This window comes from Hungatella sp. SL.1.14, assembly GCF_024460495.1.
In the GTDB taxonomy this organism is placed as follows: domain Bacteria; phylum Bacillota; class Clostridia; order Lachnospirales; family Lachnospiraceae; genus Hungatella; species Hungatella hathewayi.
This window is the reverse complement of sequence record NZ_JANFYJ010000261.1, coordinates 1-307: the sequence shown is the minus strand read 5'-3', so window position 1 is coordinate 307 and position 307 is coordinate 1. Positions and strand designations below refer to the sequence as shown.

Sequence of the window (307 nt, the reverse complement as noted above, 5' to 3'; positions counted from 1 at the left end):
AGACTCTTTACCTTGCGGAGAAGGAGGGAGACGGTATCCTGGTCCCTCTCGCTGCACTGGGCGGACTGGAGGGGGCGGACGCGCTGATGAATGTCTGTGATACGCGATGCAGATTTAATAATCCGGCGTTTCGCCTCAGAAAAAAATCGATTCCGCTGTCCGTCCGTTGGGAGCTGCCGGGAATGGCTGCGGCCGCAGCCTTGTGTATTGCCGCGGCCGGCATCGCTTTCCTGGGTACCGTCTACTGGAAGGGAGAGAACAGAAGTACGGCGGCGCTGTCTTCCGAAGTACCAGGAAATGACAGGGC

The 307-nt window shown here is 58.6% G+C and carries 1 pseudogene; it reads left to right on the top strand.

The annotated features are described in order from the left end of the window. Window positions 1-307 (top strand): annotated as a pseudogene (locus NE473_RS30920) (hypothetical protein); the annotation flags it as partial.